Annotated in this window: 16 protein-coding genes and 1 other RNA gene; 11 read left to right on the forward strand and 6 right to left on the reverse strand. The window is 60.5% G+C overall.

Annotated elements, in window-relative coordinates; genetic code table 11:
- Positions 1 to 148: 148 nt before the first annotated feature.
- Positions 149 to 2,638: an N-acetylmuramoyl-L-alanine amidase gene (locus GSQ80_RS02545; protein WP_158785933.1), complete on the reverse strand. Its 2,490-nt coding sequence runs from the start codon at positions 2,636 to 2,638 to the stop codon at positions 149 to 151.
- A 96-nt stretch (positions 2,639 to 2,734) separates the two neighbouring features.
- On the reverse strand, positions 2,735 to 5,596 hold the full coding sequence (gene alaS / locus GSQ80_RS02550; protein ID WP_158785934.1) for an alanine--tRNA ligase: 2,862 nt from the start codon (positions 5,594 to 5,596) through the stop codon (positions 2,735 to 2,737).
- 129 nt (positions 5,597 to 5,725) lie between these two features.
- Here alaS and GSQ80_RS02555 point away from each other — a divergent pair, with 129 nt between their 5' ends.
- Entirely contained in the window at positions 5,726 to 6,451 is a 726-nt protein-coding gene (locus tag GSQ80_RS02555; RefSeq protein ID WP_158785935.1) for a YqaA family protein, read from the forward strand.
- A 233-nt stretch (positions 6,452 to 6,684) separates the two neighbouring features.
- On the opposite strand, the gene GSQ80_RS02560 is transcribed toward GSQ80_RS02555, so the two are convergent.
- The 3 genes from GSQ80_RS02560 to GSQ80_RS02570 all read right to left on the reverse strand — a co-directional run bounded on the left by GSQ80_RS02560 (position 6,685) and on the right by GSQ80_RS02570 (position 8,759).
- Positions 6,685 to 7,128: a hypothetical protein gene (locus GSQ80_RS02560; RefSeq protein WP_158785936.1), complete on the reverse strand. Its 444-nt coding sequence runs from the start codon at positions 7,126 to 7,128 to the stop codon at positions 6,685 to 6,687.
- Between the two features lie 177 nt (positions 7,129 to 7,305).
- Complete coding sequence (locus tag GSQ80_RS02565) at positions 7,306 to 7,992, reverse strand: hypothetical protein (protein WP_158785937.1); 687 nt, start codon at positions 7,990 to 7,992, stop codon at positions 7,306 to 7,308.
- A 194-nt stretch (positions 7,993 to 8,186) separates the two neighbouring features.
- Entirely contained in the window at positions 8,187 to 8,759 is a 573-nt protein-coding gene (locus GSQ80_RS02570) for a PadR family transcriptional regulator (RefSeq protein ID WP_158785938.1), read from the reverse strand.
- Positions 8,760 to 8,910: 151 nt separating this feature from the next.
- Between GSQ80_RS02570 and ffs the strand changes: the two genes are divergently transcribed.
- Positions 8,911 to 9,009, forward strand: an RNA gene (gene ffs / locus GSQ80_RS02575) — signal recognition particle sRNA small type.
- Between the two features lie 118 nt (positions 9,010 to 9,127).
- On the forward strand, positions 9,128 to 10,144 hold the full coding sequence (locus GSQ80_RS02580; RefSeq protein WP_158785939.1) for a beta-ketoacyl-ACP synthase III: 1,017 nt from the start codon (positions 9,128 to 9,130) through the stop codon (positions 10,142 to 10,144).
- A 321-nt stretch (positions 10,145 to 10,465) separates the two neighbouring features.
- Here GSQ80_RS02580 and GSQ80_RS02585 read toward each other — a convergent pair whose 3' ends face one another.
- Positions 10,466 to 12,271, reverse strand: coding sequence for a DNA mismatch repair protein MutS (locus GSQ80_RS02585; RefSeq protein ID WP_158785940.1), 1,806 nt, complete (start codon positions 12,269 to 12,271; stop codon positions 10,466 to 10,468).
- Positions 12,272 to 12,391: 120 nt separating this feature from the next.
- Between GSQ80_RS02585 and GSQ80_RS02590 the strand changes: the two genes are divergently transcribed.
- The 8 genes from GSQ80_RS02590 to GSQ80_RS02625 all read left to right on the forward strand — a co-directional run bounded on the left by GSQ80_RS02590 (position 12,392) and on the right by GSQ80_RS02625 (position 19,615).
- Positions 12,392 to 12,721 carry a hypothetical protein gene (locus GSQ80_RS02590; RefSeq protein ID WP_158785941.1) on the forward strand — a complete coding sequence of 110 codons (330 nt, stop codon included), beginning with the start codon at positions 12,392 to 12,394 and terminating at the stop codon, positions 12,719 to 12,721.
- Positions 12,722 to 12,955: 234 nt separating this feature from the next.
- On the forward strand, positions 12,956 to 14,650 hold the full coding sequence (rimO, locus tag GSQ80_RS02595) for a 30S ribosomal protein S12 methylthiotransferase RimO (protein ID WP_158785942.1): 1,695 nt from the start codon (positions 12,956 to 12,958) through the stop codon (positions 14,648 to 14,650).
- A gap of 200 nt (positions 14,651 to 14,850) precedes the next feature.
- Positions 14,851 to 15,138: a GIY-YIG nuclease family protein gene (locus tag GSQ80_RS02600; protein WP_158785943.1), complete on the forward strand. Its 288-nt coding sequence runs from the start codon at positions 14,851 to 14,853 to the stop codon at positions 15,136 to 15,138.
- 131 nt (positions 15,139 to 15,269) lie between these two features.
- Entirely contained in the window at positions 15,270 to 16,505 is a 1,236-nt protein-coding gene (locus GSQ80_RS02605; protein ID WP_158785944.1) for an amidohydrolase family protein, read from the forward strand.
- Between the two features lie 286 nt (positions 16,506 to 16,791).
- On the forward strand, positions 16,792 to 18,054 hold the full coding sequence (locus tag GSQ80_RS02610; protein ID WP_158785945.1) for a DUF481 domain-containing protein: 1,263 nt from the start codon (positions 16,792 to 16,794) through the stop codon (positions 18,052 to 18,054).
- A 107-nt stretch (positions 18,055 to 18,161) separates the two neighbouring features.
- The gene (locus tag GSQ80_RS02615; RefSeq protein ID WP_158786213.1) at positions 18,162 to 18,389 is read left to right on the forward strand and encodes a DNA gyrase inhibitor YacG; all 228 of its coding nucleotides are present in this window, start codon (positions 18,162 to 18,164) and stop codon (positions 18,387 to 18,389) included.
- Positions 18,390 to 18,452: 63 nt separating this feature from the next.
- Positions 18,453 to 19,010, forward strand: a complete 558-nt coding sequence (locus GSQ80_RS02620) for a hypothetical protein (protein WP_158785946.1) — start codon at positions 18,453 to 18,455, stop codon at positions 19,008 to 19,010.
- A gap of 104 nt (positions 19,011 to 19,114) precedes the next feature.
- The gene (locus GSQ80_RS02625; RefSeq protein WP_158785947.1) at positions 19,115 to 19,615 is read left to right on the forward strand and encodes a phosphatidylglycerophosphatase A; all 501 of its coding nucleotides are present in this window, start codon (positions 19,115 to 19,117) and stop codon (positions 19,613 to 19,615) included.
- The last annotated feature ends 105 nt before the right edge of the window (positions 19,616 to 19,720 follow it).

Here is a 19,720-nt window from a genome sequence, read left to right on the forward strand (position 1 = left end):
GCGCCCGTTCTTGATCGCCCACAAATCCGTCATCCCGACCGAAGCGCGCAGCGCGTAGTGGAGAGACCCCTGTATTGCCGTTGCTTTAGCTAGAAGCTAGCAACTGACAACTAAGAACTAAGAACTAAGAACTGACAACACCCCCACGCTACCGCGCCGCCTGCTCCACCACCCGCGCCCTCCCCCCATTAATCCCCTGCGCATACACCGCAATCCCCTTATACAAACTCTCCGCCACGCGTTCCCGATACTCCGGCGTCTCCAGCTTCTCCGCGGTATCCGGATTCGTCACAAAACTAATCTCCGCCAAAATCGACGGCATATTCGCCCCAATCAACACCACAAACGGAGCCTTCTTCACCCCGCGATTCCTCAGCTCCGGGTTCCCCTTCCGCAGCCCCGCATACAACGACGCGTCTACATCCGCGGCCAGCTCCTTGCTCTCATCAATTTTGTCTTTGAGCGCAATCTTCTTCACCAAATCGCTCAACTCATGCACGCTCTCAGTCGACACGGCGTTCTCGCGCCCCGCGACCGTCATCGCCTCTGGATCGCTGGTGAAGTTCAAGTAATAAACTTCGACGCCCTTAACCGAAACATCCGACGAGCTGTTCGCATGCACGCTGATAAACAAATCCGCCTGCGCCTTATTAGCAATCGCCGTTCGAGTCTCCAGCGGCACAAACGTATCGTCATCGCGCGTATACACCACCTCCGCGCCCAGCCGATCATGCAGAAGCTTACCCAACCTCAGGGCCACATCCAGCACCACATCCTTCTCTTCAATCCCGCCGGCGCCCAGCGTACCCGAGTCATGCCCACCATGCCCGGCATCAATCACGATCCGCCCAATCTTCAACCCCAGAGCCCGCATCAACGACGTCTCACCATCCGCCGTAGGAGGCGGCGCCGCAACCGGCTCCCCTTTCACCTCCGCCGAAACAGCCGGGTGCCCCACCTTCGCGACAGTCCCATCGTCGCTAAGGTGGGACGAACTCCTCCGCGACCGCGGCACATAATGCTCTCCAGCCGCCGCATCCCCACTAGTCTCAGCAATCGGCTTCGACGTCGGCTTGCGCGTAGCCTCCACCATCCCCGGCTGCCTGCTCACCTCGGCAACCTCACTGCTCGTATCCACCGCATTCTTCGTCACGGTATTCGGCACGGGCCTCGCCACCGTAGGCTTCGACGCGATCACCACCCGTGGCGGCGCGACAGGCTTCCCATCCCCCACCCGATCCGTACTCCGCGCCGGCAACCCAAAGCTCGCACTCCCATCCGTCACCGGCATCGGCGGCAAACTCGACACCGCCGTCACTCCACCACGCTTTGCAATCACCGCCGGAACCGGCCCCGCCGCAGCAACCTCCACACCATCCGCCGGCGCGCCATCTCGCTGCGCCACCGACCCGCTAACTTGCTGACTCGCTACCTCGCTGACTCGCCCCTCACTCCCCCCATGAATATCAATAATCAGCCGCAGCGGATTCGGCAACAAAAACGCCGAGTACTCCGCCACGTGATGCACATCCAACACCACCCGCGTCACCTCGCCCGAAAACTGCGCTGCCCGCACCCGCGTCAGAAACCCATCATCAGTCACATTGAAGCTCTTGCCCGCCAGCTCCGGCGCCAGCCGCGCATGCCCCAAATCAAAGAAGATGCGGTCAGGATTCTCCACCCGCGCCGCCTCATACTTAATCTCTTCCCCCGGAGCCACATTCAAATCAATCGCCACCCGCGTATAACTAGCCGTCGACCAATGCCGAATCCCCGTCACCACTGCCAGCGGTCCCGTCGACTTCGCACCCGCATCCGGCGAGCTCCGCCCCAACCCCACATCCTCCCGCACAACCGTCGCCGCTTGCCCCGTCACCGCATTCTCATCGTGACGAGCCACAGTAACGGGTGCCCCATTCATGACGGTCTGATCGTCACGAGTGGGATTCGCGGATGCCGGGTGCCCCATCTTCGCAGCAGTCGTATCGTTGCTAAGGGGTGAGTCGCCAGATTCAATGTGTCCCCCATCTCGCTTCTGAGATATGGGAATATTCGCCGCACCCGAGACCTCCACCCCGGCCGCCCGCGCCTCCCGCGGATAATCCTGCCAAAGCTGCGCCCTCACCTTCTGCGCCTCATCCGAATCCTGCGCCCCCAGCAACCCCAGCGCCTTCACCAGCGCCTCAGGAGCCAGCTTGTCCCCCGGATAAGCCTTCGCCAAATACTCGTACTGCCCAGCCGCATCGTGGACGCTCTTCTTATCCCCAAACTCGCGCCCCAACTCATTCAGCAACTCAGCCACCTGTGCCACGGCCTCGGCCGCATGCGCATTATCCGGATCCCCATGGTAGATCGCGCGAAACGAATTCATCACCCGCGCATACTCTTCGCGCGTGTGCGTCCGCCGCGGCTCCGCCTCAAAGTCTGCCCGAGCCACAACCGCCGCATCCCATCCCGCCGCAGGTCCCATAGCTTTACCCGCAGTCTCAGCCCGCATCCCGAAAGCCGGGTCCGCGCCAACCGTAACCTCGGCCTGCATCCCAACCGCAACCAGGCCACCACAACACAATCCCACCAAAGCCACCGCGCTAAACCAGCCGCAGCCCCGACCCACCCCACCCTGATTAAGGAGACCCATACCAACTTAAGTGTAGGTTCACCCCTCGCCCCCACCCCTGTGAATCCACCAAAGGTACCCCCGCGAATACCCTCACTCACCATCCAACCACCAGGACTACAACATCTCCCCCACCACATCCTTCGCCGACGCCAACGCCGCATCCAATCCCGCGACATCATTCCCGCCAGCCTCCGCCAAATCAGGTCGCCCACCACCCTTCCCGCCAACCTTCGCCGCAATCGCCCCAACAATCTTCCCCGCCTGCACGCGCGAAGTAAGATCCTTACTAACCCCAACAATCAAGCTCACCTTGCCGTCCGAAGAAGCCGCCCCCAGCACAACAATGCCAGACCCCAACTTCCCCCGCAGCTCATCCACCAAATTCCTCATCTGCGATTTATCAAGCGCATCCACGCGCTGACTCAAAACCTTCACGCCCTTAATCTCAACCGCAGAAGAAGCAGCATCCGCAGTAGCCGCGCTAGCCGACTTCATCCGCAGCCCTTCCAACTCCCGCCGCAACTTCTTCATCTCCTCTTCCTGCGAATCGACGCGAGCCCGCAGCGCCTCCCCACTCACATCCCCACCGCCCACAAACTGCCCGGCAACCTTAGCCACATCCGCATCCCGCCGAAACACTCCCAGCGAACCCATCCCAGTCACCGCCTCGACGCGCCGCACGCCACTAGCCACCGCGCCCTCACCCATCAGCTTCACCAACCCAATCTCGCCCGTCGCCGCGGTATGCGTTCCACCGCACAACTCAGTCGAGAACTCCCCAATCTTCACCACTCGCACCTTATCGCCATACTTCTCACCAAACAGCGCCATCGCGCCCAGCTCATGCACGGCCACATCAATGGGCACATCCACCAGCGTGACAACAGGTGTGTTGGCTAACACCTCCGCATTCACAATCGACTCAATCTCCGCCAACTCCTCCTCGGCCACACCAGCAAAGTGCGAGAAGTCAAACCTCAATCGCGACCGATCATTCAACGACCCAGCCTGCTTCACATGAGTCCCCAACACCTGCCGCAGCGCCGCATGCAGCAAATGCGTCCCCGTATGATTCCGCATCACAGCCGCGCGCACCGCACCATCCACCACCGCATCCACCGTATCCCCAACAGCAATCGTCTGCTTCACCACCACCTGGTGCGCAAACACCCCCTGCACCGGCTTCTTACACCCGGTCACATCGGCAACCACCGAGTTATGATCCCCCGAATACAACCACCCAACATCCCCCACCTGCCCACCCGAGTCCGCATAGAAACTAGTAGCATCCAACACGACTTCGCCGACGTCACCTGCCCGCAACACCTGCACCCCAACGCCATCCTTCACCAGAGCAATCACCTTCGCGCCATCGACCCGCAGCGCGGTATACCCCTCAAAATCCGTCTTCTCCAACTCCCGATAAACCGGCGCCGCCGACTTCTGCGACCCACCTTTCCAAGATGCCCTCGCCCTAGCCTGCTCCTCTTCCTTAGCTGCATCGAATGCCGGCATGTCAACTTCAAGACCCGCATCACGGGCTGCATCGACCATAAAATCCAATGGCAATCCGAACGTCTCGTAGACATGGAAAGCCTTTCTGCCGTCGACTGTACCGGTCACCGCCGCTCCGAAAGGCCTTTTGCCAGAATCTCGTAAGCTGACCACCTCAGCGGACACCTCGTCTAGAACGGTTTGAAGTACTGAATCCCACTCCGCTGCACCGCGCGCGATCACCCTCGCAAACTGCTCTTCCTCCGCCAGCACAACCTTCGCAACTCTCTCGGCAGACTCTTTCAGCTCCGGATACGCCGCCCCCATCTCATCCCGCACCGCCCACACCATCTCATGCATAAACGGCTTCTCTTGCCCCAACAATCTTCCATGCCGGATCCCCCGCCGCAAAATCTTCCGCAGCACATACCCCCTGCCTTCATTCGACGGCGTCACCCCATCCGAAATTAAGAATGTCGCAGCCCTCGAATGATCGGCAATGATACGTATCGAAGAATCGGAGCTATGGTCTCCGATTCCGAGTTGTTCAAGACGTCCTTTGCCGAGGGGAGTATCAAAGCCAGTTAGTTCGGCCGCCGTTGCCAACAGCGGCGTAAACAGATCACTTTCATAATTCGAAAGCTGTCCCTGCAACACGCAAGCTACCCGCTCCAAACCCATCCCCGTATCAATTGATGGTTTGGGAAGTAAGTCAAGGCGCCACTTTGACGGCTGGAGGATTGTGGTGCATTTCGCACACAAAGCATTAGTTGAACTCGTAACATTCGGATGATTCTTGCATCGAAACTCATCGATGACGCGATCGAACTGCATAAACACCAAATTCCAAATCTCAACATACCTCTGGTCATCTTCCGGAAACGGCTTGTCTTCGCCGGTCTCCGAAGCCGCCAACCCGAGGTCATAAAAAATCTCGCTACAAGGCCCACAAGGCCCGGTATCGCCCATCTGCCAGAAATTATCTTTCCCCGGCATCCCGAAAATCCGCTCCTTCGGCACGCCCGTCTCAATCCACAACCGCTCGGCCTCGTCGTCTCTCGGAACGGTCTCAGACCCCTCAAACACCGTCACGTACAGCCGATCCTTATCAATCCCAAACCAATCCGGAGACGTCAGCAGCTCCCACGCAAACGCAATCGCATCCTTCTTGAAGTAATCCCCAAACGAAAAATTCCCCAACATCTCAAAGAACGTATGGTGCCGCCGCGTAAACCCAACGTTCTCCAGATCGTTATGCTTGCCCCCCGCTCTCACGCACTTCTGCGACGACACCGCCCGCGAATACTCCCGCGTCTCCGCCCCCAAAAACACATCCTTAAACTGATTCATCCCCGCATTCGTAAACAGAAGCGTCGGATCATTAGCCGGCACCAGCGAAGACGAGTGCACCCGCCGGTGTCCCTTACCCTCAAAAAACCGCAAAAAATCTTCCCGAATTTGATTTCCTGACAAGTTACGCATAGATCTTCAAGTTTACCTTCTTTGGCTCCCGCTAATCTTCTCCTCACCCATGCCCAAAGCTCCCGCCGTCCGCGCAGGACAAAAAGTTTTCCCGAAACACCCGCGCACCGGCTAACGTCATATCAGCAGATGGGCATCTCCTTCACACCAACGGCCGCGCTCCTCGCCCTCCAGGCAGCCGCCCCCGTGCACGCCGCCCACCACGGCTTCATCCATTTCTTCCGCCACCTCGGCCTCATCGGCCTGCTCCCCATCTCTGCAGTCGACAGCTCCTTCGTCCCCCTTCCCATCCCCGGCGTCACCGACATCCTCCTCATCGTCTTCGCCGCCGCCCACTCCAACGTCTTCCTTCTCGTCGCCGTCGCCACTCTCGGCTCCGCCATTGGAGGACTCTTCTCCCACGCCGTAGGTCAGGCCGGCGGCATGGCCTTCCTCGAAAAGCACGTCCCCAAACGCATCCTTGGTCGCATGACCAACTGGATGGAAGACCACGCCATCCTCTCCGTCTCGCTCCCCGCGATCCTTCCCCCGCCCATGCCGCTCTCGCCCTTCGTCCTCGCAGCCGGCGCCGTGCACATGTCGCGCAAAAAGTTCATGTGGGCCTTCACCATCAGCCGTTTCATCCGCCACTGCATCGCCGTTTGGATCGGCGTCCGCTACGGCCGCGCCTTCCTCCGCCTCTGGTCGCACTTTTCCGACAAGTGGGCCACCACCATCCTCATCATCATCTGGACCTCGATCCTGCTCTCCCTCGCCTTCGCCATCTGGAAGCTAGTCCGCACCTCCAAGGATCTCCACCTCAACCCTCGCAAGCCCTCCCCCGCCTCCCAGCCCGACGCCACCCCCACCAACTAGCCCCGCGGATTCAGCACGCCCAAAAATCTGTCATCCTGACCGCAGCCGAAGGACCCGCCACACTCTCCGCATCAGAACGCAGCTCGGACCTTTCGGCCGGTGCTCCTCCACTCACATCCATGCGGAAGGGTAGGAGGCGACTCCGCGACCTAAATTACCAACTCAAAGAAAGAAAGGGCCGCAGTCTCCCGCGGCCCTTCTCCTACCTAGTCCGTCAAATAACAGCGCTCAGTTTACTTCTGCGGCTGAGACTGCGGTTGTGCCGGCGGCGGCGTACCCGGTCCGCCCGGCCCATGCTGAGACATCGCCTCGGCATGCTGCTTCTGTTCAGGCGTCAGCACCGCATCGATCTGGTTCCGAACATTCTCGCGAATCGCCTGCGCCTTCACCTGCCGATCAGCCATCGGCGTCGCATTGTCAGCCGCCAACGCCTGCATCTGCTGTTGCGCCTGCTCCAGCACCGGACGAATCTTCTGCTGCTGTGCCGTCGTTAAATCCAGCGCCTGCGTCAACCGCGCCATCCGCTGGTCCATCGTCATCGGCGGCGGTTGCTGCGGTTGCCCGCTCTGCGCTTGGCTCTGCGCCGGACTCGACGGATTTTGTGCCACCGCGCCCACGCTCATGCCCAGGAAGAACATCCCTCCCAGAACAACGCTCAAATAGTTAATTCGTCTCAAATTATTCCTCCCGCCACGCGCTTAGCTCGCAGCTCGGTCCAGCATCGTGGGCTCTCCTGCAACCCACCCACCCTTAGACGCAATCCCCGCCGTATAAGCCCCCCAAGCTCAGAAGAAAGACGGCCCCCAGAAGCGCCCTTCAGCTAAGAGCTAGATCCTAAAAGCGAGAGGCGTTGTCTACGCCACCACCGCCTTCACCCGCGGCGCAAACTTCCGCTTGTAATAAGCCGTCGTCAACACAATCGCCGGTACCCCCACCGCTGTCGGCCAAAGCCACAACCACACATGATTCCCCAGCAGCCGAGGCAGCGTCACCACGCTGAACGCCGTCCACGCTGCTATATAGCTGCCAATAAAATTCCCCAGGTGCGTATACCACCAGAACATCTTCTCTTTAGGCTTCCTTACAAAGCTCAGCAGCTGCACCGAAGCCAGCCGCATCCCAATCAACCCAAACACAATCGCCACAATCCCAAACCCTTGGATCGCCTTCGGATCAAACGCCCCCAGCAGCGCCAGCAACAAGCTTGAACAGAACGTCAGTAACCCCGCAATCCAATCGACAGGCTTTGCGCTCCCACCCCGAGCCAAATCCTTCAGCTTCAGCACCCGATACCCCGAGAACGCCGCATAAAAACTAAACACCGCCACCATTGCCAAAAACAGCACCGGCCGATACAACGCCATCGGCAGCGCCGTAACCGCAACCCCACCCATACACCACAGGTAAACCATCCCCCACCGCATATGCTGCTTGCCACCCTTGGCCGTAGACAACGCCACCGGCGCCAACAGAAACGATCCAAACCCGCACCCAATATGCACAACCAACAACGCCTTCATCCAAACCGGATCAGCACTCATACCAACCTCCAAAACAACATCCAGCGCGTACATTCCGGGTAGCAGTTCTTAGTTCTTTGCTTTTGCTCTTGCTTTTGTCGTTGTTTGTTTTACGCCGTCATCCTAGAGCGAAGCGAAGGATCCCTGCATTGGTTCTTGCCCTTGCGGTTGCACGCCTTCGCCTTTCCTGAGAACTGACAACGAAGAACTGACAACTAATAGAACGTAGGCTTACTCACCAACCCGCGCTTCTCCAACTCCGCAAACGTCTCATCGCACCACGCAATCGTCGCCTTCGCATGCGCCATCCCACAGCGCGCCGCCATCCTCCAGTACGGCATCGCCGGATGCCGCGCATGCTCCATCTCCATCCGCAGAATCGTCGCCTCAAACCGTTCCAGATCGTCCTCGCAACGCTCACGCTCGGCCACCACCTGCGCCGCAATCGCTCCGCGCAACGCCTGATCCCCAAAGAACACCTTCAGCAGCAGCTCATTCCGATGCACCTGCGGCTTGCTCTCCACCCCCAGCCACGCGCGCAGACGTCGTGCCCCTTCACCCGTCAGCCTATAGACCTTCTTCGTCCGACCATCGTTCTGCTGCTCCTCCACCGTCGCCAGCCCGTCTTTCACCATCCGCTTCAGCGCGGGATAAATCTGCCCATAACTCTCCGACCAGAAATTAGCCGTCGACCGCTCCATCATCTGTCGCATCTCGTAGCCCGACATCGGCCCAAGACTAAGTAACCCAAGCAGTGACTCAACCGTAGATGTCTTCTCGAGGCTCATAACGTGACTGAAAGATATATATCTTATAGATAGAAAAATGAACTAATGGACACTTAGCTGTCAACACCTTTTTCATACCGCCCAAACCGAGCTAAGGCAGTCGATTTGGATCCCGAAACCCACCTAAGTCCGCATGGTAAACTCAGTCATGTGCCGGGTCCTACGCGATCTATTCCCGCCAACCCCGCCAGGTCCGGAAGGAAGCAACGGTAACGGGTCGATAGGTGCGCAGTAGGGAAACCCGGTACACTAACCCCCCTAAATCCCTTATTCCCAATACCTGCGCAGATAGTCGCGCGCCTAACAGACCGCGCGGTAAGATCGCGGTAATATGCTGATTGCCGCATGTTTGCATTGGAGGTCGTAGTTTGAGTCTCACCCTGAAGCCCCGGAATCCCGTCCGCGCCAAAATCTCATCCGTAGGCTCCTACGTCCCACCCCGCCTGCTCACTAACGCCGACCTAGAAAAAATGGTCGCCACCAATGACCAATGGATCACAGAGCGCACCGGCATCCGTGAGCGTCACCTCGTCGACAAAGGCGTCGCCACCAGCGATCTCGCCGCAGAAGCAGCGAAGATCTGCCTCTCCAGGCGCGGTATCGAAGCCTCCGAAGTCGAAGCCATCATCGTCGCCACCGTCACCCCGGACATGGCCTTCCCTGCCACCGCCTGCCTCGTGCAGGACAAGCTCGGCGCGCCCCACGCCTGGGGCTTCGACCTCTCCGCCGCCTGCTCCGGCTTCCCCTACGCCCTGCAAATGGGCGCCAAGCTCGTCGAGTCCGGCGCACACAAAAAGGTCCTCGTCATCGGCTCCGACGTCATGAGCTCCATCATCGACTACACCGACCGCGCCACCTGCATCATCTTCGGCGATGGCGCCGGCGCAGTCCTCCTCGAGCCCTGCGAAGAAGGCGAAATCGGCCTCATCGACTTCCACCACGAGATCGACGGCTCCGGTGCCGTCTCCCTCAACATGCCCGCCGGCGGCTCTCGTCTACCCGCCTCGCACGCCACCGTCGACGCGAAGCAACACTATGTCCACCAGGATGGCCAGGCCGTCTACAAGTTCGCCGTCCGCAAGATGGCCGAGATCTCTGAAGGTCTACTCACTCGCAACGGCGTCGCCGGCTCCGAGCTAGGCTGCTTCATCCCGCACCAGGCCAACAAGCGCATCATCCTCTCCACGGCGGAGCGCCTCGGCATGCCCGAAGACCGCGTCATCATCAACATCGACCGCTACGGCAACACCACCGCCGGCACCATCCCGATCGCCATGAACACGGCCATCGAGGAAGGCCGCCTCAAAAAGGGTGACCTGGTCCTGCTAGCCAGCGTAGGAGCAGGCTTCACCGCCGCCGCCACCCTCCTCCGCTGGGAGTTCTAAAACTAAAACGCGCCCAACTCTGGACGTACCAGCGAATGTTGTCATCCTTTGCCGCAGGCGGAGGATCCGCTTCTGCACTCGTCTTTGCCCTTGTATTTCTGCTGTCATTCCGAGCGCAGTGAGGAACCTGCTTCTCGCGCGAAGCGCGCCCATTCTCCTGCACCGCACCTCAACCGTGTCCTCTCGACCGCAGCATTACGCTCTCGCCTTTGTGCAGCGGAGCGGAGAAACATGCATTCGCCTTCGCACTTGCCGTTGCCTGTTCCACCGGATTAGCGGCGGCCTTCAGTCCGCTGAAACCACCTCCAACGCAAATGGGCTTTAGCCCTTGGCCTTACTCAGATCTCCCATCCCCAGCAACCGCACAATCGCCAACCCATTCATCGTGCGATTCACTCCCGCCTTCAGCAAATAATCGAACCCCAACGGATCGCTCTCATCCGGACTGGCCATATGCACATTGCGCCCGCCCAGCGCCGCAATCTCTGCCAACTCCGCAAGCGCCAAATCATGCGTCGACAGCGCCCCAATCGCCCCCGCCGCCAATAGCCCTCGCAACACCGCCTCCGCCGCCACCCGTCTATCCAACGAGTTCGTCCCGCTAAACACTTCGTCGATCAAAAACAAACTCTCCCCCGGTTTATCCCGAGCCAGCGCCAGCAGATCGCGCAGCCGCTCCACCTCCGCAAGAAACTTCGACTTCCCCTCCGCCAGCGAATCATTAATCGCCAGCGAAGCCCCGATCTGCAGCGCACTCATGCGCAGCCCGCGCGCCGGAACCGAAGCACCCGCCAGCGCCAGCACCGCGTTCGCCCCTATCGCCCGCAGCAAGGTAGACTTCCCCGCCATGTTCGATCCCGAGATCAGCAGAAACTGCACCTCCCCGCCCAGCGCGACATCGTTCGCCACAGCATCCTTCCGCCATAGCAGCGGATGCACCATCCCCTTCGCCGCAAACAAAGCCGCACCATCCACAATCTCCGGCCAAACATTCTCTTCATGCTCGGCCGCATAGGTCGCCAGCGCCAGCAGCGCCTCAAACTCCCCCCAAGCATCCAGCCACTGCCGCATCGGCTCTTCGAATCTTTGCTTCCACGCGTCCAGCGAAATTGCCACCTGCGTTCCCATCGCCAGCGTCACCGACACCGGATACATCCACTCCTTCGACCGATGCTCCACCACCATCAGTGAGCGCTCCAACTGCCGCACCGCGCGATCTTCCCCCGCCACCGCCCGCTGCAGCGCCCTCAGCCGCTCCGACGCAAACTCACTCGCGCACATCACCCCCAACCCCTCGCGCAATATCGACATCTGCCCAATCAGCAGCTGCGCCGCCTCCAGCTCCGCCTTCACCTTCGGCATCAACCACGCACAAATCATTCCCTGCGCCAACAGCAAGCTCTCCATCAACCGCAGCAGCCATGCGCGATCCACTGGCACCCGCCAAGCCGCCACCCCAACCGCAATCCACGCCACGGTCGCCAACCCCAGCGCCCACCGCACCCACCCCGGAAACGCACCCCGCTCACCCTCCAACCAAAGCTCAAAGCTCTCGACAGGGACATCCTCAAACCTCGACCGCCCCACCATCGCCACGCGTTCGCGCAGGTCCAACATCCCTGCCAACTCCTTCACTGCCGCCTGTCGTTCTCTCACTGTCGCCGCGTTCGTCGGCTCCAGCAGTACCCTGGCCAGTCCCGACTGCCCCACCACGGTCCGCGTCGTCGCCAGCAGATCAAACAGCGAGTGCGTTCCCAGCACATCCAGGTCGCGCTCATACAAATGTCCCTCCACCGCAAACGCTTCACCCGTAAGCCCCGACCAGCGCACCTCGCCGCTCAGCCGTTTCAACCCCTTCTCATAGAGCGCCGCCAGCCGCCACGCCCGAGTCACCTGCCGCCCGATCCGCAGCATCCACACCACCATCCCCGCCAGGATCACAATCACCACCGCCACCGTCCAATACCCATGCCCGCGAGTAATCGCCACCCACAAAGTCCTCACCGCAACGCCCACCAGCCCCAGCACCGCCAGCCGATACCCATCCTGGCTCGACTTCGCCTTCGCATACGCCCCATTGGCCGCAGCCTTCCGCTCTTCATACGCCGCAACCATCGCCTCAGCCATGTTCCCAAGCATACCCGCGCCCCCAGCTTGCCCTTACCCCACCCCATGCCGTAGAACAAGTCACAGAGCTTCTACCCCGCAGCGACCAACCGCTAACCCTATCCCCTATCCCCTGTCCCTATGATCATCGCCGCCATCCGCTCCGGCACCGACCCAGCCGCCCCACTCCCGCCCGCCGCCTTTCATCGCTGGCTGGAGGACCCCATCTACTGCCCCAAGTGCGAGGCCACCTACATCCTCGTCCTCGACTACGACCACGCCATCAGCCGCCACTTCCCCAACGAATCCCGCCGCCATCTCCAGATGCTCCGCAAGGCCGTCATGCTCGGCCACTCCACCGACCACCGCATCTCCCACTTCGAAACCAACGGTGTAGTCGTCACCAGCCACCCCACTCCCAAACCCACCGCCACGATCACCGCCCCTCCCCTAACCAACCGCATCCAGTAACTCCGCTACCTGCATCCGCTGCCCGTCCGCGTAGCGACACGGTTTGCCTCTAGGTATCCCAGGGCTTAAGCCTCGGGTCTCATACCGCCGGCCAAAGGCCTTCCTCGCTGCCGCAGCCCGGAGTGAAGCTGCAGGCGAAACGACTGAATTGCTTTCCTTTGCAGACCCGGCAACTCCAGAACGAAGCGAGCGAAACCCCTCGCCGTCCGCGCAGGACCTGCTAAAATAGAGCTTGTGAGCCTGTCCTCCACTCTCGAAGACGGCGCCGCTCCCGAGACCCAATCTCCAGAACCCAACCGCCCGACGGTAGGCTTCGTCTCGCTCGGCTGCCCCAAGAACCTCGTCGACTCCGAGGTCATGATGGGCCTGCTCCATCGCGGCGGCGCCCAACTCACCCCCCACGCCGAAGACGCCGATATTCTGGTCGTCAACACGTGCTCCTTCATCGACTCCGCCAAGCAGGAATCCGTAGACACCATCCTCGAGATGGTGCAGCACAAGATCGCCAACGGAGGCCGCGCCCAGCGCCTCATCGTAGCCGGCTGCCTCGTAGAGCGCTACCGCGACGAGATCCGCGCCAACATCCCCGAAGTCGACGCCGTAGTAGGCACCGGCGAGCTCGAAGCCATCCTGGAAGCCGCCGGCCTCAACCGCCCAGCCACCAACTCCCCCTTCCAAATCCTCACCACGGCCCAATCCGATGCTGTCCAAATTGCGCGCCACGCCAGCTCGGTAAACCAGCACTCCCGCCCCGAATCCGACGGCCCTCAACTCCAGCACGAAGTCCACACCCACTCAAACTCCGTCATCTCGACCGCAGCGCAGCGCAGCGGAGATACCCCGGTATTTGGAACTCCCGCGGCACCCTCGCACTCCCGCCCCGAGGGCGACCTCCGCGAGCAGCAAGGTCGCTTCTCCCGCGACACCTGGGACGGCGCCACCGCCACCCTCCCCACCTACCTCTACTCCGACGAAACCCCGCGCATCCTCACCACCCCGCGCTCCTCGGCCTACATCAAGATCGCGGAAGGCTGTGACCATCCCTGCAGCTTCTGCATCATCCCGCAGCTACGCGGCAAGTTCCGTTCCCGCCCCTTGTCCAGCATCGTAGCCGAAGCCAAATCCCTAATCGCCCAAGGCGTCCGCGAGATCACCCTCATCGGCCAGGACACCACCTGCTACGGCGAAGACCTCCTCCCCGACACCACCACAGGCAAGCGCCCCGAACTAGCCGACCTCCTCGACGCCTTAGCCCCCTTGGAAGGCCTGAAGTGGCTCCGCTTCCTCTACGCCTACCCCAACAAGATCACCCCGCGCCTCCTCCAAACCATCGCGCGCCACGACACCATCGCGAAGTATCTCGACGTCCCGCTACAGCACGCGAGCGCGAACGTCCTCCGCCGTATGAAGCGCGGAGGCACGGGCGACCGCTTCCTCCAAATCATCGCCGCCGCCCGCAAGGCCATCCCCAACCTGGTTCTCCGCACCAGCTTCATCGTAGGCTTCCCCGGCGAAACCGAGCAGGACTTCGAAGAGCTCTGCGCCTTCGTAGAAGCCGCTAAGATCGACTGGCTAGGAGTCTTCTCCTACTCCGACGAAGAAGGAGCCGGCGCCTTCTCGCTCGACGAAAAAGTCCCCAAGCGCACCATAGAAGCCCGCCGCCGCAAGCTAATGAAGCTGCAGCAAAAAATCAGCAAGCGCGCCCGCAAGCAATGGATCGGCCGCGAGCTCGACATCCTCGTAGAAGGCGAATCCGAAGAAACCGACCTCCTCTGGCAAGGCCGCAGCCTCGACCAGGCACCCGAGATCGACGGCAAGGTCCTCATCAACGACTTCGGCCCCCACGAAGAGCTAGTCCCCGGCACCTTCTACCGCGCCCAAATCACCGAGTCCCACGACTACGACGTAGTAGCCCGCATCCTCGACTAGCCCTGCCATCCCACCCCACTAGTTGTCATCCTTCGCCGCAGGCGGAGGATCCGCTTCACTCCGATTCCGGTACCACTCCCCTTAAATTCTCACCCTTCGCCGCAAGCGGAAGATCCGTTTCTTTCCCATTTCTACACCGCTCTATTTAAATTGTCATCCTTCGCGCAGCGGAGGATCTGCTTTCCGCCTATGCTGCCACTATGCCCGAGGAGCACCGCTACTTCGTCTACATCCTCTCCAGCCGTTCGCGCACCCTGTACATCGGTGTCACCAACAACCTCTCCCGCCGCCTTCAAGAACATCGCGACGGCTCACCCACCAGTTTCACCCAGCGCTACCGCATCGACCGCCTCGTTTACGTCGAGCGCTTCCAGTACATCGACAACGCCATCGCCCGCGAGAAATATCTCAAACACTTCACCCGCGCAGAAAAGTTAGCCCTCGTCACCGAATCCAATCCCACCTGGGAGGACCTCGCATCTCGATGAACCCCACCACAAAAGCTTGTCATCTTTCGCCACAGGCGGAGGATCTGCTTTTCTGTCCGCTTGTTTAGACGCGTGGGTATGCTCACCTTCGAGACTGAACCACACCCCACCCGATCGCGTATAACTCCCCTATGCGCCTTCCCCTCACCCTAGCCGCAGCCACCCTCCTCCTCCCCACCATCGCGCACGCCACCGACATCAAGCTAACCCACGCCACCATCTACACCTCGCCCGACGCCCCACCCCTCCACGACGCCGCCATCCTCATCCACGACAACCGCATCGTCGCCGTAGGCCCCACCGCCTCCATCCCCTCCCCGCGCAACGCAACCACCTACGACTGCACCGGCCTCACCATCACCGCCGGCTTCTGGAACAGCCACGTCCACTTCCTCCCGCCGCAACTCCTGCACGCCGAGCAGCACACCCCCGCCGAGCTCAACGGCATGCTCCAAACCATGTTCACCAGCTGGGGCTTCACCACCGTATTCGACATCGCCAGCCCACTCGCCAACACCAACCTCATCCGCAAACAAGTCGCCGACGGCACCCTCACCGGCCCGCGCATCTTCACCACCGGCGAACCCTTCTGGGCCGAAGTCCCCATCTACGCCCAGCAATTCATCGCCGACAATCACATCTCCATCCCCGTCACCACCACCGTCCCCGCCGCCATCGCCCGCGTCGACCAGCAAGTCCACGACGGCGCCGACGCCATCAAGATCTTCGCCGGCTCCATCGAAGATCACAAGGTCGTCCTCCTCCCCGCCGACATCGCCAAAGCCGTAGTCGACGAAGCCCATCGCAACCACCGCCTCGTCTTCTCCCACCCCACCACCATCAAGGGCGTCGAGCTCTCACTCGATAGCGGTGTCGACATCCTGGCCCACGTATCCGACTCCGAAGGCCCCTGGTCCCCCGCCCTCATCCAGCGCATGCTCTCTGCGCACATGTCGCTCATCCCCACCCTCACCCTCTTCGACGTCGAAGCCCACAGGGCCAACCTCTCTCCTCAATCCACGCAGCAGTTACTCGACTTCGTAGTCGACCAACTCCGCACCTACTCCGCCGCCGGCGGCCAAATCCTCTTCGGCACCGACATCGGCTACATCCCCCAATTCGACACCACCGAAGAGTTCACTCTCATGACCCGCGCCGGCATGACCTTCCCCCAGATCCTCACCTCTCTAACCACCGCCCCTGCTGCCCGTTTCAGCGCCAGCACCCACAGCGGCCGCATCGCCCCCAACTACGACGCCGACCTCGTAGTCCTGGCATCCGACCCCGCCACCAACATCACCGCCCTCTCCCAGGTCCGCTACACCCTCCGAGCCGGCAAAATAATCTACGCAGCCCCAGCAAAATAGTTCTCGACGACTTCCTCATCGACCACATAAAACGCCCCCACGAAAATCAACCTGAGGCCATGAGAATTACTGCGCTCTCAAGCAGCTGATCACCCTTGTTCGTATCTTTGCCATCATCCTCCAGCGTACCCAGGCGTGTGTTGCAAAGTGCCTGGGTACGAGGGGGTGGCGGGCGGGCTTCGGCAAGTAAGAGGTCCTTGCTGCATGTCGAGCTTCGGATTAGTGTCGACGGGACGGACCTCGAAAGCCAGCGAACACAACTCTCCTATCTCCAAAGGGAAACATCATGCCTACCTTCAAAAGGCTTCTTGCCAAGCCATCCCATTCAGCCATACGCCCACGCCACCTGTTCATCGTGGCTTTTCTTCTCACGTTCTTCTCTGGAACCGCGGCCATCGCGCAAGCGCCCGCCAAATTAAAGAGCGAGCCCCCAGCAATCAAAGAAGAGTTGATCTTCAAGAACGGCGACAGGCTTACAGGCACGCTGTCAAACTCCACTGGGGAAGCAATCAAGTTCAAGAGCGATCTGGCCGGCGAGGTCACCGTCCTATGGGCCAATGTCAAGGAATTAAAATCTAGCCGCGATTTCGCAGTCATTCCGAAGGATATTAAGGATTCGAGAAACAGCGCCGCCGTGCCTCAAGGTGCGATCAAGATTGGAGAAAAGAGCATCGCTATCACTCCAATCACCACCGCTACATCGACTTCAGACAAGTCATCCGGAAAGCAACCGGAACAAGAAATCGCTGCAGCCAAAGTAGTCTCTCCCGTCGTAATCCCCACATCCAAAGTCGGATTCGTTGTGGACGACGACTCCTACTTGAAGGAGATCCACAGAAAAATCGATCGGACGTCCGGTTGGGACGGACATCTCGCTACAGGCTCCACGGCAATCCTTTCAACGCAGAACAGTTTTACCCTCACCGTAGCCGGTGCGCTCAAGCGCTCAGTCCCCACAGTGAGTTGGTTGAATCCAAAGCTTCGCACGATGTTCGACTTCAATCTCAGCGTGGGCAAGACGACGCAACCGGGAGATCCAGACACCTTCACCAACGTCTTTCACGTTGGCGCGGAACGTGACGAATACTTCAGCCCTCGCGGCTATTATTTGCAGGTCACCTCGTTCGACCACGATTATTCCCAGGGCCTCACCCTTCAACAGATCTATGGCGGTGGCGTTGGCGCGACGTTAGTCAAATCGGTAAAGCGAGAGTTGGATATCACTGCCGATCTGCATTACGAAGGGCAACAATTTAACTCAACCTCGAATGAGCCGGAACTCGACCGCCACTTAATCGGTTCGTCACTAGCGGAGACGTACTCCAGAAAATGGGGCGAAGTTCACTTCGATGAAAAGCTCTCGGCGAACCTTGCATGGAACGATGAAAGCGCCTTCTCTGCAACCGGTACCAGCTCCGTCAGAATGCCCGTCTATAAGAAACTTGCATTTTCTCTTTCGGTCATCGATAACTTTCTAAATAGTCCGCAGATCGGTTATAAGAAAAACTCTCTGCAAGTCTCCACCGGTTTCGCGTTCACCCTGCATTGAGACCGCACTCCCCAAAAGTTCGCATCGCGCCACCGGCCTGGACCATCTGGAAGCAACGACATCTGCAACGCCTTCGGTCCTTGTAAAATCAACCAAGCGTGATCACCATGACCAAACCCCTCCACTGCCCCATCTGCAAAAAACTCGTCCCCCTCGACTCCGCCGAAGTCCCTTTCTGCTCCGAGCGCTGCCGCACCATCGACCTCGGCAAGTGGGCCTCCGGCGACTACAAAATCTCCTCCCCCATCCTCGACCCCGACCTACTCGAAGACCTCGAGCACGCCGAACAGCGACACAACCCCACGGGCGACCCGACCAAGCATTGGAAAAATTAGTCGCCGCGTATAGCGACGTCAGTCGCGGCGCATAGCTACCCTCTGCTATCCTTGCCGCACTTTATGTCCCTCACCCCACCAAGCTTTGACCGCGCCGAATACGTCGACGCCCAGCCGTTAGACCTCGCGCCCGCCGCCATCGACGTCCCGACCCGTCCCGACACTACTCTCTTCGTCCAGGCCATCCTCTGCGGCATCGGCGGCGCTATCTTCGGCGCGGTCCTCGACGGCGGCTTCATCGCCCTCACCCACATCAACATCGGCTACCTCGCCCTCGTCGTCGCCTGGCTCGTCGCCAAGGCCATGACCATCGGTTCGCGCGGCCAGGGCGGCATCGCCTATCAAGTCTCCGCGATCGTCCTCACCTACCTCTCCGTCAGCGCCGCGCACTCCGGCCTCATCTATTGGCAAGTACGCACCGAGCAACACCTCTCCATCCCCCTCAACCTGCACAACCTCCTCCTCCTCGCCAAACTCGGCCTCACCTTTCCGATCGCGCGCTTCCAGGATTCCGTCCCCAGCGCCCTCATCGGCCTCTTCATCCTCTTTATCGGCATGCGAGCCGCCTGGCGCATGACCTCCGGCATCCCCGGCGCCGTCCGCCACCCCTTCGCCCGCTAGCAAGCTCATCTCCTCCTCACACCGACCTCGTCATCTCGACCGAAGCGAAGCGCAGTGGAGAGACCCCCGTATTTGCACTCCGCCGCGCCGCGTAAAATCTCCAAGTGACCACACAACCCAAGACCCGCTGGGCCTGGACCCTCTCCACCTTCTTCGGCGCCGGCTACCTCAAGCCTGGCCCCGGAACCTACGGCAGCATCTTCGCCGTCCTCCTCTGGTACGGCGCCGCCAACCTCTTCACCCCAAGCCGCACAACCCTCGCCCTCGCGACCGCCCTGGCAGCCATCCTCATCACGCTCTTCGGCATCCCCGCCTCCACCATCACTGCCCGCGAGTCCTCCCGCAAAGACCCCGGCTTCGTAGTCATCGACGAAGTAGCCGGCCAGCTCTTCGCCCTCATTCTCGCCACCCCCGACTGGCATCACGCCGCCCTCGACCTCTTCCTCTTCCGTCTCTTCGACATCTGGAAACCCTGGCCCATCCGCCGCCTCGAAGCCCTCCCCACGGGCACCGGCATCATGCTCGACGACGTAGCCGCCGGCCTCCTCGCCCTCCTCACCGGCCTACTCCTCAGCTACCTCCGCCACCATCTCCTCCACTTTTGAATTGTTATTCTTCGCCGCAGGCGGAGGATCTGCTTTCTTTCGCATTGCCAAATACTCTGTCAGCCGAAGGACCCCGATGCGGCGTCCTAGCCCATACCATCAAAC

The sequence above is a fragment of the Granulicella sp. L46 genome (assembly GCF_009765785.1).
GTDB lineage: Bacteria > Acidobacteriota > Terriglobia > Terriglobales > Acidobacteriaceae > Granulicella.